This window comes from Roseateles sp. FW301-B2 (assembly GCF_058788955.1).
This window is the reverse complement of the sequence record NZ_JBYTBE010000006.1, coordinates 67,306-81,751: the sequence shown is the minus strand read 5'-3', so window position 1 is coordinate 81,751 and position 14,446 is coordinate 67,306. Positions and strand designations below refer to the sequence as shown.

Annotated in this window: 12 protein-coding genes; 4 read left to right on the top strand and 8 right to left on the bottom strand. The window is 71.1% G+C overall.

Features of this window, described 5'->3' with window-relative positions:
* Positions 1 to 9 precede the first annotated feature (9 nt).
* Both AC3WQY_RS06290 and AC3WQY_RS06285 read right to left on the bottom strand, forming a co-directional pair.
* On the bottom strand, positions 10 to 1,227 hold the full coding sequence (locus AC3WQY_RS06290) for a sensor histidine kinase (RefSeq protein WP_492706742.1): 1,218 nt from the start codon (positions 1,225 to 1,227) through the stop codon (positions 10 to 12).
* Complete coding sequence (locus AC3WQY_RS06285) at positions 1,217 to 2,551, bottom strand: sigma-54-dependent transcriptional regulator (protein ID WP_492706740.1); 1,335 nt, start codon at positions 2,549 to 2,551, stop codon at positions 1,217 to 1,219. Before AC3WQY_RS06285 ends, AC3WQY_RS06290 begins: the two co-directional genes overlap by 11 nt.
* 158 nt (positions 2,552 to 2,709) lie before the next feature.
* Here AC3WQY_RS06285 and AC3WQY_RS06280 point away from each other — a divergent pair, with 158 nt between their 5' ends.
* Genes AC3WQY_RS06280 through AC3WQY_RS06270 form a run of 3 tightly spaced genes read left to right on the top strand, consistent with a single transcriptional unit; the run spans position 2,710 to position 7,145 of the window.
* Entirely contained in the window at positions 2,710 to 3,999 is a 1,290-nt protein-coding gene (locus AC3WQY_RS06280; protein ID WP_492706738.1) for an efflux RND transporter periplasmic adaptor subunit, read from the top strand.
* 21 nt (positions 4,000 to 4,020) lie between these two features.
* Positions 4,021 to 4,698 carry an ABC transporter ATP-binding protein gene (locus tag AC3WQY_RS06275; protein ID WP_492706736.1) on the top strand — a complete coding sequence of 226 codons (678 nt, stop codon included), beginning with the start codon at positions 4,021 to 4,023 and terminating at the stop codon, positions 4,696 to 4,698.
* 17 nt (positions 4,699 to 4,715) lie between these two features.
* Positions 4,716 to 7,145 carry an FtsX-like permease family protein gene (locus AC3WQY_RS06270; RefSeq protein ID WP_492706734.1) on the top strand — a complete coding sequence of 810 codons (2,430 nt, stop codon included), beginning with the start codon at positions 4,716 to 4,718 and terminating at the stop codon, positions 7,143 to 7,145.
* Positions 7,146 to 7,175: 30 nt separating this feature from the next.
* Here AC3WQY_RS06270 and AC3WQY_RS06265 read toward each other — a convergent pair whose 3' ends face one another.
* The gene (locus AC3WQY_RS06265; RefSeq protein WP_285233806.1) at positions 7,176 to 7,634 is read right to left on the bottom strand and encodes a MerR family transcriptional regulator; all 459 of its coding nucleotides are present in this window, start codon (positions 7,632 to 7,634) and stop codon (positions 7,176 to 7,178) included.
* Positions 7,635 to 7,696: 62 nt separating this feature from the next.
* Here AC3WQY_RS06265 and AC3WQY_RS06260 point away from each other — a divergent pair, with 62 nt between their 5' ends.
* Positions 7,697 to 8,755: an MBL fold metallo-hydrolase gene (locus AC3WQY_RS06260; protein ID WP_492706732.1), complete on the top strand. Its 1,059-nt coding sequence runs from the start codon at positions 7,697 to 7,699 to the stop codon at positions 8,753 to 8,755.
* 249 nt (positions 8,756 to 9,004) lie between these two features.
* Here the strand turns inward: AC3WQY_RS06260 and AC3WQY_RS06255 are convergent, their stop codons facing one another.
* The 5 genes from AC3WQY_RS06255 to glyQ are packed head-to-tail and all read right to left on the bottom strand — an operon-like array spanning position 9,005 to position 14,425.
* Positions 9,005 to 9,901: a M48 family metallopeptidase gene (locus AC3WQY_RS06255; RefSeq protein ID WP_492706730.1), complete on the bottom strand. Its 897-nt coding sequence runs from the start codon at positions 9,899 to 9,901 to the stop codon at positions 9,005 to 9,007.
* A gap of 19 nt (positions 9,902 to 9,920) precedes the next feature.
* Positions 9,921 to 10,712 (bottom strand): lysophospholipid acyltransferase family protein, encoded by a 792-nt coding sequence (locus AC3WQY_RS06250; RefSeq protein ID WP_492706728.1) that lies wholly within the window; start codon positions 10,710 to 10,712, stop codon positions 9,921 to 9,923.
* 5 nt (positions 10,713 to 10,717) lie between these two features.
* Entirely contained in the window at positions 10,718 to 11,341 is a 624-nt protein-coding gene (gmhB, locus tag AC3WQY_RS06245; RefSeq protein ID WP_492706726.1) for a D-glycero-beta-D-manno-heptose 1,7-bisphosphate 7-phosphatase, read from the bottom strand.
* A gap of 51 nt (positions 11,342 to 11,392) precedes the next feature.
* A complete protein-coding gene (gene glyS / locus AC3WQY_RS06240) occupies positions 11,393 to 13,501 on the bottom strand; it encodes a glycine--tRNA ligase subunit beta (protein ID WP_492706724.1) in 2,109 nt (702 codons plus the stop codon).
* Positions 13,502 to 13,504: 3 nt separating this feature from the next.
* On the bottom strand, positions 13,505 to 14,425 hold the full coding sequence (gene glyQ / locus AC3WQY_RS06235; RefSeq protein ID WP_285233812.1) for a glycine--tRNA ligase subunit alpha: 921 nt from the start codon (positions 14,423 to 14,425) through the stop codon (positions 13,505 to 13,507).
* Between the last annotated feature and the right edge of the window lie 21 nt (positions 14,426 to 14,446).

Sequence of the window (14,446 nt, the reverse complement as noted above, 5' to 3'; positions counted from 1 at the left end):
GCGGCGGGCTCAGAAGCTCAGCACGAAGCAGGCCCCGCCGGTGGGCGGCTTCACATAGCGCACCGTGCCGCCCATGCCGTGCACGAGGTTGCGCACCACCGCCAGGCCGATGCCCGATCCGGCGCCGCCGCCGGCGGGGCTGCGCGCGCTGAAGAAGGGCATGAAGATCTGCTGCTCCAGGCCCTGCGGCACGCCGGGGCCGTTGTCGCGCACGCTGATGGCCAGGCGGCCGCCGCGCGTGAGCCGTGCCTGCACCTCCAGGCTGGGTTCCACCAGCTCGGCGGTGGCCTCGGCGGCGTTCTTCATCAGGTTGATGAGGGCCTGCTCCAGCTGGCCGGGGTCGGCCATCAGGCTCAGCGAGCCGGGTTGCACCTGGAAGCGCGCCTGGCCGCCGCGCGCGCGCCAGCCCGCGGCCACCAGTTGCTCCAGGCGCGCGAACAGGGCCTGCAGCTCGACCGGCTCGGGCCGCGGCTCGGGCCAGTCGCTGACGCGCCGGTAGTCCGCCACAAAGCGCGCCAGCGCCTCGGCGCGCCGCGCCACCGTGTCCAGCGCCAGGGCCAGGTCCTGCGCGCGTTCGGCATCGCCCTGCAGCTCCTGCGCGCTGCGCGCGAGCGAGGCGATCGGGGTGAGCGAATTCATGATCTCGTGCGTCAGCACATGCACCAACTGGCGCCAGGCCTTCAGCGTCTCCGCCTCCAGCTCAGACTCCAGCGGCAGCAGGGCCAGCAGGCGCACCGGCTCGCCCTGCAGCGTCATGGCGCTGCCGGCCAGCAGCCAGCGCTCCAGCCCGCGTTCGGTGGCGATGTGCAGCAGCGCGCGGCCGGCCTCGCCCTGCGCCTCGGCCAGCTCCCGCAGCAGCTCGGCGCGCTCCTGCGCGCCGCCGGGCGCCAGCAGGCGGCGTGCGCGCGCGTTCAGCGCCCGCACCTGGCCGGCGCTGCAGCGGAACAGCGCCACCGGCACATGCTCCAGCTCGCCCTCCAGCAACAGCAGGCGCTGCTGCAGATCCTGTTGCGGCTGCGCCGGCTCGGCCTGCGGCGCCGGCCATTGCAGGCGCGCCAGCGCCCGCCAGCCCCAGCCGGCCAGCCCCGCCATCGCCAGGCCAAGCAGCAGCTGCACGCGCGGCGAACCCGCGGCGGCCAGCAGGCCGGCGCCGCCCAGGGCCAGCAGGGCGGCGGCCAGCACCACGCGGGCGCGCAGCCACTGGCCACGGCGCAACTCAGAGCTCATGCTTTTCCATGCGGCGGTACAGGGCCGCCCGGCTCAGGCCCAGCAGGCGCGCGGCCTGGCTGATGTTGCCCTGGGCCTGGCGCAGCGCCTCGTCGAGCGCGGCGCGCTCGCGCTGGTGCAGGGTCAGGTGTTGCGCGGGGGCCGGCTCAAGCGCGGCCGGCGCCGGGCCGGCGCGCAGGCCGAAGTCGGCGTACTCGTAGCGATCGCCCTGGGCCAGGATCACCGCGCGCTCGCAGGCATGGCGCAGGGCGCGCACATTGCCATGCCAGTCGTGCGCCCGCAGGGCCGCCAGCGCCGCCTCGCTGCAATGGCGCGGCGGCTTGGCGTACTGGGCCGCGTATTGCGAGAGGTAGTGCTGGCACAGCAGCGGGATGTCCTCGCGGCGCTCGCGCAGCGGCGGCACGCGTAGCACGATAGTGTTGAGGCGGTAGAGCAGATCGGCGCGGAAGCGCTGCGGGTCGAACAGCGCGGCCTCGTCCAGATTGGTGGCGCTGACGATGCGCACGTCGATAGCCTGCGGCTGGTCGGCCCCCAGCGGCGTGACCTCGCGGCGCTCCAGCGCGGTGAGCAGCTTGGCCTGGCTGGCCAGCGGCAGGTTCGCCACCTCGTCGAGGAAGAGCGTGCCGCCCGCCGCCGCCTGGAAGCGCCCCGGGCGCTCGCTGCGCGCATCGGTGAAGCTGCCGCGCTTGTGGCCGAACAGCTCGCTCTCGAGCGTCGACTCGGCCAGCGCGCCCAGGTCCACCGCCAGAAAGGTGCCGGCCGCACGCGCCGACTGCAGATGCAGCTCGCGCGCCACCAGCTCCTTGCCCGAGCCCATCTCGCCCAGCACCAGCACGTTCGCCTCGGTGGGCGCGACGCTCTGGATCAGCGCGCGCAGCTCCTGCATCGGCCGCGCCTCGCCCAGCAGGGCCGAGGCATTGGTCGCCGCCTGGGCCGGCCGGCGGCTCGCCAGGGCGGCGGCCACCGTGGCCACCAGCCTGGCGTTGTCCCAGGGCTTGGTGATGAAGTCGAAGGCACCGGCCTTGAGCGCCGCCACCGCGAGATTCACCTCGGCATAGGCCGTCATCACGATCACCACCGGCGCGGCCGCGCCGCGCCGCAGCACCTGCTCCAGCAGCGCCAGGCCCTGGGCGCCGTCGGTGCGGCCGGGCAGGAAGTTCATGTCCAGCAGCAGCAGTTCCACCGGCTCGGCCTCGAGCGCCGCCGCCAGCTCGGCCGGCCGCTGCAGCAGCCGCACCGGGCAGGTCGGCGGGAGGCGGCGCTGCAGCAGCAGCTTGGCCGCCAGGCCCACGTCGGGGTCGTCGTCGAGTATCAGCATGGACATGGGCAACACCATAGCAGCGGCGCGCGCCGCCATCCAGCCGCTGTCCGCTTCCGGACAGTCGGACCGGCCGGACCTGTCCGCTTGCGGACGCTGGCGCGCCCAGGCAGCGGCTTTCTCCCGGCAAAACACCCTGGCACGGGGCTTGCGCTGAAGTGGCCATGAGCGCCCATCTGCACAGCCTCCCTCCCGCCTCGGGCGCCGCCATGGACCGCCCCCTGCCGCGGCGCAAATACCAGCGCCCGCTGCGCTGGGGCGGTGCCGCGCTGGGCCTGCTGGGCCTGGGCGCGCTGCTGTTCACCAGCCTGCCGCGCGGCCTCTCCGTGCCGGCCGCCGAGCTCAGCCTCTCGACCGTGGCGGAGGGCGAATTCCTCGACGAGCTGAGCCTGCGCGCCCAGGTCGTGCCGGCGCACCAGGTGCTGCTGGAGGCCACCGAGGGCGGCCGCGTCGATGCGGTGCTGGTGCGCGATGGCGAGATGCTCAAGGCCGGCGCCCTGCTCTACCGCCTCTCCAACCCGCAGCGCGAGCAGGAGGTGCTGCAGCGCTCGGCCGAGGTGGCGCAGCAGCTCGCCAACCTCTCCGGCCAGCGCACCGGCCTGGCCAACGCGCGCGCGCTGCAGCGCCGCGACCTCAGCACTCTGGCCCATGAGGCCGAGCGCGCCCACAGCGATTTCCTGCGCCAGCAGGCCTTGGCCGCGCAGGGCTTTGTCTCGGCCGCGGTGCTGGAGGACGCGCGCCTGAAACAAGCGCTGCAGCAGCGCCTGCTGGAGCAGGCGCGCGAGGACGGCGCCGCCGAGATGCGCACCCGCGAGCAGGCCATCGGCGAGCTGGAACGCGCCGTCAGGGGCCTGAGCGAGGGCCTGGCGCTGGTGCGCCAGGCCGCGGCCGGCTTGTCGGCGCGCGCCCCGCGCGACGGCCAGCTGAGCGGCTTTGCCCTGCAGGTGGGCGGCTCGGTGAAACCGGGCGACCGGCTCGGCCGCATCGACGACATTGCCAGCTTCAAGCTGGTCGGCAATGTCGACGAGTTCTACCTGAACCGCCTGCAGACCGGCCTGCGCGCCAGCCTGGACATCGCCGGCAAGACCTGGCCCCTGACGGTGACCCAGCGCCTGCCCCAGGTGAAGGAGGGGCGCTTCGGCGTCGAGATGGAATTCACCCAGGGCCTGCCGCCGGGCCTGCAGGCCGGCCAGAGCCTGGATGCGCGCATCCGCCTGGGCCAGCCCAGCCGCGCGCGCCTGATCGCCGACGGCGCCTTCTACGCCGACAGCGGCGGCGCCTGGGTCTATGTGCTGAACGCCAAGGGCAGCCAGGCCGAGCGTCGCAACGTGCGCCTGGGCCGCCGCGCCGCCGGCCGCATCGAGGTCCTGGACGGGCTGGCCGCGGGCGAGCGCGTGGTTGTTTCCAAGGTGCGCCAGTACGGCGACGCCGCCCTGCTGAATCTGCAAAACTGAACGAGGACGAGGAGAGCCCCCATGATCAAGCTGACGAACCTGAGCAAGCTGCACCGCAACGCCGAGGTGGAGACCACCGCGCTGAACCGCATCGACCTGGAGATCGAGGCGGGCGAGTACCTGGCCATCACCGGGCCCTCGGGTTGCGGCAAGTCCAGCCTGCTCAGCATCCTGGGCCTGCTGGACGCGCCCAGCAGCGGCGAATACTGGTTCGACGGCCAGAACGTGGCGGGCTGGAACGAGCGCCAGCTCAGCAAGCTGCGCCGTGGCCGCATCGGCTTCGTGTTCCAGAGCTTCAACCTGATCGACGATCTGAGCGTGCGCGAGAACATCGAACTGGCGCTCGAGTACGGCGAGGTGCCGGCGCGCGAGCATGGCGCGCGCGTGGACGCGGCCATGCAGCGGCTGGGCATCGCGCACCGCGCCGGCCACCGGCCCTCGCAGCTCTCGGGCGGGCAGCAGCAGCGCGTGGCGATTGCGCGCGCCATCGTCGCGCGCCCGGCCCTCTTGCTGGCCGACGAGCCCACCGGTAATCTCGACAGCGCCCAGGGCGACGAGGTCATGCGCATCCTGCGCGAGCTCAACGAAGAGGGCACGACCCTGGTGATGGTGACCCACTCGCCCGCGCATGCCGCACAGGCCTCGCGCTGCCTGCGCCTGCTGGACGGCCGCATCCTCGTCGACGCGCTCGCGGCCTGAGCACAGGGAGTCTGGCAATGAAATTTCTGGACCTGCGCGTGGCCTGGCGTCAGCTGCTGGCCGAACCGCTCAATGCCGCGGTGCTGATCGGCGGCCTGGCGCTGGCGCTGGCCGCCTGCTATTTGCTGGCCATTCTGCTGGGCGAGCGCTATCGGCCCGACCCGGCCCTGCAGGCACCCGAGCGCATCGTGCTGATCGACTTCCACGGCAATATGCCGGGGCGCGAGGAAGACTGGTTCCTGGGTTCGCCCTTCGTGTTCAGTCAGGCACTGGCGCAGGCGCGCGCGCCGGTGCAGCTGCTCAGCCGCGTGTCCGAGGACATGGTGACGCTGCGCCAGGGCGAGCGCAGCGTGCGCGCCAGCACCCTGGCCGCCGACGCCAGCCTGGTGGAGCTGTTCAATCTGCGCGCGCTGCAGGGCGATCTGCGCAGCAGCCTGGGCCGCCCGGACACGATCGCCATCACCGAGGGCCTGGCACGCAAGCTGTTCGGCCATACCGCCGTGCTCGGCAAGACCCTGGTGCTTGGCAAGCACCCGCTCAGTGTCGCGGCCGTGCTGCCCGAGCCGCAGTCGCGCAGCCAGTTCCGCGCCGAGGCCTATCTCGGCTTCGACGCGCCGGCCGCGGGCATCGATCGCGACACCCGCGAGGCCTGGTTCATGATCGCCGGCCGGGTCTACGGCCGCCTGCTGCCGGGCGCCAGCGCCGCCCAGGTCGGCGCGGTGGCGCAGGCCCTGCTGGACGCCAGCCCGATCATGAAAGAGCTGCCGCCGGAATGGACCGCCAAGGGCCGCAAGGCCGCCTTCATGCGCGCCCTGCCGGTGACCGAGATGCCTTTCGAGGGCCGCGAGGGGCGCTTGCGCGTGCAGGTGCTGGCGGCGCTGGCCGCCATCGCCGCCCTGCTGCTGAGCCTGGCCCTGCTCAACTTCGTCAACCTCAGCGGGGTGCGCACGCTGCAGCGCCAGCGCGAGATCGCGGTCCGCAAGAGCCTGGGCCTGAGCCCGGCCCGGCTGCTGCTGCAATTCGCCGTCGAAGCCCAGCTGAGCATCCTGCTGGCCTCGGCGCTGGCCCTGCTGCTGGCCTGGCTGCTGCTGCCATGGCTAACGAACGCATTACGCGTCCCGATGCCCGACGCGCTGCTGCAGCCGCTGCCCCTGCTCGGCCTGCTGCTGGTCGGCCTGCTGCTGGGCCTGCTGGTCAGCCTCTACCCGGCCTGGCTGGCCTGGCGCCAGCAGGCGGCCGCGGCGCTGCAGGGGCGCCAGGCCAGCGAGGGCCGCGGCGGGCTGCTGCTGCGCCGCGTGCTCAGCGGCCTGCAGTTCGGCATCGCGCTGCTGGTCTGCAGCCTGGCCCTGTTGCTGAGCCTGCAGAACCGCCATGTGCTGCAGCGCGAGCTCGGCTACCACCCCGAGGGCGCGCTGGCCCTGCCGATGCCGGCCGGCGCCAGTGCCCAGCAGGCCGAGGACCTGCGCCAGGCCTTGGCGCAGCTCGCCGAGGTCGGCGCCATGGCCTGGACCGACAGCGTGCCGGGCAGCGCGCGCCTGGATCGCAACGCCGATTTCAGCTACCAGGACCGCCAGGCCCAGCTGCGCATGAGCGCGCTGGACAGCGACTTCTTCGCCTTCTACAAGGTGCCCCTGCTGGCCGGGGAGCTCGCGGGCGCCGGCCGCGATGCCATCGTGCTCGACGAGCCGGCCGTCCGCGCGCTCGGCTTTGCCAGCGCCGCCGAGGCCATCGGCAAGACGGTGGCCTCGACCATGGTCGGGCTGAACCAGCAGCGCGAGCAACTGCGCATCGTCGGGGTCGTGCCGGCGCTCACCCTGGAGGGCACGCGCGAGCTGCCGCGCCCGCACATGCTGCGCCTGCAACGCAGCGAGCAGGCGCTGGCCGAGCGGCGCGGCTTCTGGGTGCTGAACCTGCGCCTGAAGCCCCACTACCAGACCGACCGCCAGGCCGAGCAAACTGCCGAGCAATTGCTGGCGCCGGCCTGGAAGCGCATCTTCCCGGGCGAACCCTTCAGCGTAGAGAGCGTCGAGCAGGCCATGCTGGAGCCCTACGAGACCGACCGGCGCATCGCCCAGCTGGTCAGCGCCACCGGCGTGCTGGCCCTGGCCCTGGCCGGCTTCGGCGTCTATGCGCTGGCCGCCTATCTGGTGCAGCGCCATGCGCGCGAGCTGGTGCTGCGCAAGCTGCATGGCGCCTCCTCGCTGCAGGCGCTGACCCGGCTGTTGCGCGAGTTCGCTGTGCTGCTGCTGCTGGCGGCGCTGATCGCGCTGCCGCTGTCCTGGTGGCTGGGTCAGCAATACCTGAGCCAGTTTGCCGACCGCAGCCCCAGCGGCGCCTGGCCGCAGGGCCTGGCCCTGGCGGGCCTGCTGCTGGTGAGCCTGCTGGCCAGCCTGCGCCACGGCCTGGCGGCGATGGCGATGCGGCCCGTGCTGGCGCTGCGGGCCTGAGCCTGAACCTAGGCGTCTTGCGGCGCCGGCTCAGGCGCGCCGTGCCTTGTTGGCCACCTCGCCCAGCAGGCTCTGGCAGCGCTCCTCATGCTGGGCGATCTCGGCCAGCGTGACCTCGATGTCGTCGAGCTGCTGCTCGAGCTGGCGGCGGTGCTGCTGCAGCACCGCCAGAAAGGCCTTCAGCTGCGGCGCCGCGTCGGACTCGGAGTCGTACATGTCGACCAACTGCTTGACCTCCTGCAGCGTCAGGCCCAGGCGCTTGCCGCGCAGGGTGAGCTTCAGGCGGGTGCGGTCGCGGTGCGTGTAGACGCGGTTGCGGCCGGCGCGCGCCGGCGTCAGCAGGCCCATGTCCTCGTAGAAGCGGATCGCCCGCGGCGTGATGTCGAACTCGGCGGCCAGCTCGGTGATGGTGAACAGGCGCGAGGCCGGCTCGACCGCACGTGCCGCTGCCTTGCTCTTCTTGGCCGGAGGGCTGGACTCTGTGCTCATGGCTACACTTGGGCTCACGTGACGTTAACGTAAACGTAAGTCTAAGGCAGGCAGCCCCCCCCATGGCCAATCCGCGCGAATCCGAACTCTCCTACCCGATGGGCGATGCCCTGCCCGCGCCCGGCGGCGTGCTGGAGCTGCAGCCCGGCGTGCGCTGGCTGCGCATGGGCCTGCCGTTCGCGCTGGACCATATCAATCTCTGGCTGCTGCGCGACGAGATCGACGGCCAAGCTGGCTGGAGCATCGTCGACAGCGGCATCCACAACGACGCCACCAAGGCGCTCTGGGAGCAGGTATTCGCCGCGCACCTCGACGGCCTGCCGGTGCTGCGCGTGATCGTCACGCATTTCCACCCCGACCACATGGGCCTGGCGGCCTGGCTGACGGAGCGGTGGCAATGCCGGCTCCATATGAGCGCGACCGACTACAACCTGGCGCGCCTGGCCAGCGGCTCCACCGTCGGCATGGGCGGCGAGCTGGCCGCCAATTTCTTCGCCAGCCATGGCCTCACCGACCCCGACTCGCAGGCCAAGATCCGCGCCCGCTCGAGCTACTACCCCAGCATGGTGCCGGCGGTGCCGAGCAGCTACCGCCGCCTCATGGAGGGTCAGGTCTTGCGCATCGGCGGCCACGACTGGCGCTGCATCACCGGCTACGGCCATGCGCCCGAGCACATCAGCCTGCACAGCGCTAGCCAGGGCCTGCTGATCTCGGGCGATATGGTGCTGCCGCGCATTTCCACCAATGTCAGCGTGGTGGATGTGGAGCCCGAGGCCGACCCGCTGAGCCTCTACCTGGACTCGGTCAAGCGCATGCTGAGCCTGCCGGCCGAGACCCTGGTGCTGCCCTCGCATGGCAAGCCCTTCCGCGGCCTGCATGCGCGCGTGGACCAGCTGCTGGAGCACCACGACGAGCGCCTGGCCGAGGTGCTGCAGGCCTGCACGGCCAAGCCCTGTCATGCGGCCGAATTGTTGGAGCTGATGTTCAAGCGCAAGCTCGACCTGCACCAGACCACCTTCGCGATGGGCGAGTCGGTGGCGCATCTGAACGCGCTGTGGCTGGCGGGGCGCTTGCGCCGCAGCCTGGATGAGGACGGGGTGTACCGCTTCTCAGCGGTCTAGGCTCAACCGGTGTCCGCCGCCCCCGGGAGGGGGCGGCGGGTCGGGCCTTTTTTATGGCATCAACTTTTCGGTTCTAAGCGCGGGTCTACCGGATCCATGGGGATGCGGGGCCCTGGCGCCACCGTAAGTTCCGCGGGACTTGAAGAAACCCTTGTGAACTCAGATGCGGGTGATGACAGCTTGCAGGCGCGAGTGTGAGGGTCACCCCTTGCTGCGGCAAGCCCCCCCAAAGGGGGAAAGGTCCCAGGTTCAGGCCTCGAAGCTGGGCAGGGCCGCCTGACGCAGGCGCTCGCGCGAGGCCTCGTAGTCCGGAATCACCGAACGCACCAGGGCCCAGAAGCGCGGGCTGTGGTTCATCTCGCGCAGATGCGCGAGCTCATGGGCCACCACATAGTCGATGGTGGCCAGGCCGAAGTGGACGAGGCGCCAGTTCAGGCGTATCACGCCGTCGGCGCTGGCGCTGCCCCAGCGCGTTTGCGCCGACGACAGGCGCAGCCTGGTCATGTGCACGCCCAGCTGGGCGGCGAAATGGCGGCAGCGCTGCTCGAACAAGGCCTTGGCCTGGCGCTGCAGCCAGGCCTGCACGGCATCGCGCACCTGCTCGGCGCTGGCGCCCTGCGGCAGGCCCAGATAGAGGGTGTGGCGCGCCACCGACGCCAACGTGGCCTGCGGGTCGGCCGCGCCGCTGTCGTAGCGCGCGCCGCCGGGGTGCTGCGCGGCGGACGGATCCAGCACCACGATCAGGCTCTCGCCCAGATAGGGCACGCTGCAGCCATCGGCCCATTGCACCCGGGCCGCCTCGACGCGCTGGGCGCGTTCGCGCTGCTCCACCAGCTTGCGCAGGATCCAGCCGGACTTGCCCTGCAGGGCGCGCTCGATTTCGCCCAACGGCACCCAGCGCGGCGCGCTGACGCGCAGACCCAGCTCGCTGACGGTGAAACCAATGCTGCGGCGGCGCGCGCGGCGCAGCTCGTAGCCGACGCGGTGGCCATCCAGCAGCAGCTCGCGGCTGTGCGCCGAGGGCGTGGGGCGCTCGGGACGGGCCGCCGGCGGCGCGCTCACCAGGGGCGCAGCCTGCGGCTCATCGCTGTCGAACAGCGACAGCTGTGCGTTCTTGGAAAAGAGCCCGGCCAGACGTCTCAGCATGGCCTGCGAGTGTACTGATTCAAGCCAGCGTGCGCTCGACGCGCCCGACCGCGGGCGCATAGGCCTCGGGGTCGAGCCGGTGCATCTCGGCCTCGATCCAGGCCTCGACCTCGCGCATCAGCTCGGCCGGTTCGCGGCCCACCGAGGGGATGGGCTTGCCGATCGAGATGTCCACCACGCCCGGCCGCACCAGCAGGCTGCGCGGCGGCCAGCAGCGCGCCGAGGTGGTGGCGATGGGCACCACCGGCACGCCATTGGCAATCGCCAGGCGCGTGCCGCCGGTCTTGTAATCGCCCTTGCGGCCGCGCGCGATGCGCGTGCCCTCGGGGAACATGATGACCCAATGCCCCATCGCCGCCAGGCGCTTGCCCTGCGCCGCCACCCGGGCCCAGGCCTCGGCGCGCTTGCTGCGGTCGATGTGGATCATGTCCATGCGCGCCATCGCCCAGCCGAAGAAGGGCACATAGAGCAGCTCGCGCTTGAACACATAGGCCATCGGGTGGGCCATCAGGGTCGGGTAGGCAAAGGTCTCCCAGGTGGACTGGTGCTTGGAAAGCAGCACCACCGCGGAGTTCCGCTCGGCCTTGCTGGGCAGGTTCTCCATGCCGTGCACGCGGTAGTCCACGCCGCAGATGGTCTTGGCGGCCGCGATCGCCAGGCGCAACCAGCCCACGCAGGCCCAGTAGACGCGGTCGCCGCGCGCAAACACGGAGATGGCCAGCACCGCCAGCGCCCAGGGGATCACCGTCGCGGTGAGCACCAGCACCAGCACGGCAGACCTCAACACGGAAAGCAGCACGGACAAGCCCATCGTGATCATTCGCTCAGATCGCCGGGGCCGGTATCGGGCGGCATGGCCTCGCCGCGCGCGTCGGCCTTGGCGCGGCGCTCGTCCTGGATCAGATGGTCGGCGAACTGGGTCAGGTCGGCATGCAGGCGCGCGCCCGGCACCTGGGCCAGCAGGGCCTGGAGCTGGGCCTCGTCGAGCTTGCCGAGGCGGTCGCTGCGCAGCAGATGCGGCACGCAGCCGGCGGCCTGCGCCGTCTGCAGGTCGCGCAGGCTGGCACCCACCATATGCACCTGCGGCAGCGCCACGCCGAAGCGCTCGCCGATCTGCTCGATCAGGCCCGGCAGCGGCTTGCGGCAGGCACAGCCCTCCTCGGGCGTATGCGGGCAGAAGAACACCGCGTCCAGGCGCCCGCCCTTCTCGGCCAGCAGCTGGTTCAAACGCATATGCACCGCGTTCAGCGAGGCCATGTCCAGCAGGCCGCGGCCGATGCCGGGCTGGTTGGTGGCCATCACCGTGTGCCAGCCCGCATGGTTGAGGCGCGCCACCGCCTCGAGCGCACCGGGCAGGGGCTCGAGCTCGTCGATCGACTTCACATGGTCGTCGCGGTAGCGGTTGATGGTCCCGTCACGGCCCAGGATGACGAGCTTCATGCTGTGGCTGTGGTCGGAGCGCATCGAGGGCATGGTGCTTGCGAACGGTGGTTAGCTGGCCAGGCGGGACAGATCGGCCACGCGGTTCATCGCCTCGTGCAGGCTCTTCAGCAGGCCCAGGCGGTTGGCGCGCAGCGCCGGGTCTTCGGCATTCACCATCACGCCGTCGAAGAAGGCATCCACCGGGCCCCTGAGCGCCGCCAGCTCGCGCAGCGAGGCGGCGTACTCGCCGTTGTGGAACAGCGCGTCGGCCACCTGGGCCGTGATCTTCAGCGCGCCGGCCAGATGCTGCTCGGCCGGCTCGGCCAGCAGGGCGTCCTTGATCTGCGCCTGCACCGGCTCTTCGCTCTTCTTGAGGATGTTGCCGATGCGCTTGTTGGCGGCGGCCAGCGCGGCCGCCTCGGGCAGGGCCGCGAAGGCGCGCACCGCCTGCAGGCGCGCGCCCACATCGGCCAGGCGCTGCGGGTTCAGGGCCAGCACGGCGTCCACTTCCTGGGCGCTATAGCCCTGCTCGCGCAGGCTGCCGGAGAGGCGCTCATAGATGAATGGCGCGAGCGCCTCGCTGGGGTCCTGGATCAGGCCGCCAAAGGCCGGCACGGCCGCCTTCAGCAGGCGGCTCAGCTCCAGCGTGCCGGCACGCTCGGACAGCATGCGCACCACGCCCAGGGCATGGCGGCGCAGTGCGAAGGGATCCTTGTCGCCGGTGGGCAGCTGGCCGATGCCGAACAGGCCCACCAGGGTCTCCAGCTTGTCGGCCAGCGCCACCACCAGGCCCACCTCGTTGCGCGGCAGCTCGTCGCCGGCAAAGCGCGGCTTGTAATGGTCTTCGATGGCGTCGGCCACGGCCTCGCTGAGGCCGTCGTGACGGGCGTAATAGCCACCCATGATGCCCTGCAGCTCGGGGAACTCGCCCACCATGTCGGTAAGCAAATCGGCCTTGGCCAGATGGGCAGCCTGATCGACCTGGGCGGCCAGATCGACGCCGCCAAGCTGTTCAGCGATGGCCCGTGCAATCGCGCGCACGCGCTCGACGCGCTCGCCCTGCGTGCCCAGCTTGCCGTGGTAGACCACCTTGGCAAGACCTGGCACACGCTCGGCCAGGCTCTTCTTGCGGTCCTGGTCGAAGAAGAACTTGGCGTCCGACAGGCGCGGGCGCACCACGCGCTCGTTGCCGCCGGTCACGGCGCTGGCATCGGCCGGGCGGATATTGGAGACCACCAGAAATTTGTGCGTCAGCTTGCCGGCGGCATCCAGCAGCGGGAAGTACTTCTGGTTCGCCTTCATCGTCAGGATCAGGCATTCCTGCGGCACCGCCAGGAACTCGGTCTCGAACTGGCAGCTCAGCACATTCGGGCGCTCGACCAGGGCCGTGACCTCGTCCAGCAGGGCCTCGTCCTCGATCGGCTTGAGCCCTTGCTGGGCGGCCGCCTCGCCGAGCTGGCGCAGGATCTCGGCGCGGCGCTCGGCAAAGCTGGCGATCACGGCGCCCTGCTCGCGCAGTTGCGCGGCATAGCTGTCGGCACTTTCAATGCTCAGCTCGGGCACGCTGGCCTCGAAGCGATGGCCGCGCGTCGTGCGGCCGGCGCTCAGGCCCAGGGCCTGCACCGGCAGCACGGCCGTGCCATGCAGGGCCACCAGGCCATGGGCCGGGCGCACGAACTTCACATCGCTCCAGCCATCGGCCAGCTGGTAGGTCATGACCTTGGGGATGGGCAGCTTGGCCAGGCTCTCGTCCAGCGCCTTCTGCAGGCCCTCGGCCAGGGTGGCGCCGGCCACGATGGAATCGAGGAACAGGGCCTCGGCCTTGCCGTCCATGGCGCGCTTGAGCTGGGGCACGACGGCCGCGTCCGCGCCCACCGCGGCCAGCTTCTTCAGCAGGGCCGGCGTGGGCTGGCCCTCGGCTGTGAGGGCCACGGCCACGGGCATCAGCTTCTGCTGCACGGCGCGATCCGCGGCCTTGGCGGCCACGCCCGCCACCTGCACGGCCAGGCGGCGCGGCGAGGCGTAGGCGGTGACGGCGGCGTCCGCTGCGGCCAGGCCTTGCGACTTCAGGCTGTCTGCCAGCACGGCCGCAAAGGCCTCGCCCAGCTTCTTCAGCGCCTTGGGGGGCAGCTCTTCGACAAACAATTCAACCAGCAGGTTCTTGTGATCAGCAGTCATGGTTCAGGCCGCCTTCTTCTTTTCGATCTGGGCAATCACTTCATCGGCCCAGTCCTTGGGCGCCATCGGGAAGCCCAGGCGGGCACGGCTGTCCAGATAGCTCTGCGCCACGGCGCGCGCCAGATTGCGGATGCGGCCGATATAGGCGGCGCGCTCGGTCACCGAGATGGCGCCGCGTGCGTCCAGCAGGTTGAAGCTGTGGCCGGCCTTGAGCAGCTGTTCGTAGGCGGGCAGCGCCAGCTGCTCGCTCATCAGGTGCTGGCTCTGCTTCTCATGCGCCGCGAAGGCGCTGAGCAGGAATTCGACATCGCTGTGCTCGAAGTTGTAGGTCGACTGCTCCACCTCGTTCTGGTGGAACACATCGCCGTACTTGAGCCCCGGCGTGTACTCCAGGTCGTAGACCGACTCCACGCCCTGCAGATACATGGCCAGGCGCTCCAGGCCGTAGGTGATCTCGCCGGTGATGGGCTTGCAGTCGACGCCGCCGACCTGCTGGAAATAGGTGAACTGGGTCACTTCCATGCCGTTCAGCCAGACCTCCCAGCCCAGACCCCAGCAGCCCAGCGTCGGATTTTCCCAATCGTCCTCGACGAAGCGCACGTCGTTCTTCTTCAGATCGAAGCCCAGCGCCTCCAGCGAGCCGAGATAGAGCTCGAGGATGTTGGCCGGCGCCGGCTTGAGCACCACCTGGTACTGGTAGTAATGCTGCAGGCGATTCGGGTTCTCGCCGTAGCGGCCGTCCTTGGGGCGGCGGCTGGGCTGCACATAAGCGGCCTTCCAGGGCTCGGGGCCGAGGGCGCGCAGGAAGGTGGCGGTGTGGCTGGTGCCGGCGCCGACCTCCATGTCATAGGGCTGCAGCAAGGCGCAGCCTTGGGCGGACCAGTATTCCTGAAGCTTGAGAATGATTTGCTGGAAGCTCAGCATGGTGGGCGCGTGGCGGTCGAC